Consider the following 1,640-nt stretch of genomic DNA (forward strand, 5'->3'; position numbering starts at 1 on the left):
TTTGAACCAGAGTGATCCGCCGCGTTACCAACGAAGGCAGCAGCCCAAGCCACAGCTGGGCGCCTATGAAGATCAACTGAAGACCTGGCTGGAGCAGGATAGCCAACGCCTGAAAAAGCAACGACGTACTGCCCGCCGTCTGTTTGAGGACCTTCAGGGCGCGGGCTATACCGGGGCTTACGACAGCGTACAGCGTTTTGTGAAGTGCTGGAAACAGGCCCGTCCCGCACTGACCCAGGCCTTTGTGCCCTTGGTGTTCCCTGCCGGTGATGCGGCGCAGTTTGACTGGAGCCACGAACAGGTGGAGCTCGGTGGCATGGTGCAGACCATCAAGCTTGCCCATTTTCGTCTGGCCCACAGCCGTCAGCCGTTTCTGGTGGCCTATTTCCGGGAAAGTCTGGAAATGGTCTTCGACGCCCATGACCGGGCATTTACCTTCTGGGGAGGGATTCCCCAGCGGATGATCTACGATAATCCCCGCACCCTGGTGGATGCAGTCAAGGTGGGCAAAGCGCGCCGCTTCAATCGTCAGTTTTTGGCCCTGGCCAATCATTATCTGTTTGAACCGGTGGCCTGCACACCGGCTTCTGGGTGGGAGAAGGGGCAGGTTGAAAATCAGGTGGGGAATGTGCGGGAATGGCTGTTCAGTCCCCGGCCCCGGTTCAAGGATCTGGCAGAACTGAATGCCTGGCTGGAGCAACAGTGCCGGGAAAAACTGGCGCAGCGCCCGCATCCGGATCAGCGCTCACGGACCATTGGGCAGGTTTTTGCCGAAGAACAGGCGCAATTGCGTCCGGTGGGCAAACCCTTTGCTGGCTATGTGGAAAAGGCCTGCCGGGTCTCGTCTACCTGCACCGTCGGGTATGACCGGAACCGTTACAGTGTACCGGCGGAACATGCGGGCCAGGGCGTGTTCCTGCGTGCCACGGCCACCCGGATCAAGATCGTTCAGGAAGGCAAGACCCTGGCCTGCCATGAGCGCTGCTTTGGCCGGGAACAGCAGATCCTCGATCCCTGGCATTACCTGCCTGTGCTGGAGCGCAAACCCGGCGCCTTGCGTAATGGCGCCCCCTTTGTGCAGTGGGACCTGCCCTCACCGGTGCGCAAGGTCAGGGATCATCTGCTCAAACAGGACAAAGGCGACCGCGCCTTTGTCGAGATTCTGTTGGCCATGAAGACCCATGGCAGCGAGCTGCTGAGCGTGGCCTGTGAGCTGGCCCTGGAGCACAAGACCCTCAATGCCGCCGTGGTGCTCAACCACGTCAATCGGCTCAAAGAACCCCCGCCGGTCAGAGAAAACCCTGTACCTGGCCACCTGCGCCTGCAACAGGAGCCGCAAGCCAACTGCAGCCGGTATGACAGACTGAGGGAGGTGCGTCATGGCTAGTAAACTGATTCCCGCGCTCAAGCAACTGAAGCTCTATGGCATGGCAACCGCCTGCGAGGAATTGCTGGGAGAACGTCCCCGTCAAACCAAGGATCCAGTGATGTGGATGGAAAAACTCATCGAGGCGGAACAGGTCGACCGGCAGGTTCGCTCGCTCAATTATCAGCTGCGAATCGCCCGCTTTCCCATTCGTCGTGAACTCGACAGCTTTGAATGGGCGGAATCGAATGTGGATCAGGCCACCTTTGAAACC

At 59.4% G+C, this 1,640-nt stretch carries 2 protein-coding genes; both read left to right on the top strand.

The features are described from left to right. Window positions 1–1,387 (top strand): IS21 family transposase (istA, locus tag ACOCD2_RS19065; RefSeq protein ID WP_293680959.1); only part of this gene is annotated, 1,387 nt, incomplete at its 5' end. Beyond that, window positions 1,380–1,640, top strand: a 261-nt coding sequence (locus tag ACOCD2_RS19070) for an ATP-binding protein (protein ID WP_293715761.1), incomplete at its 3' end; no start/stop codon positions are given. The genes istA and ACOCD2_RS19070, both read left to right, overlap by 8 nt.

This window comes from Thiolapillus sp., assembly GCF_048562965.1.
Classification (GTDB): Bacteria; Pseudomonadota; Gammaproteobacteria; order Chromatiales; family Chromatiaceae; genus Thiolapillus; species Thiolapillus brandeum_A.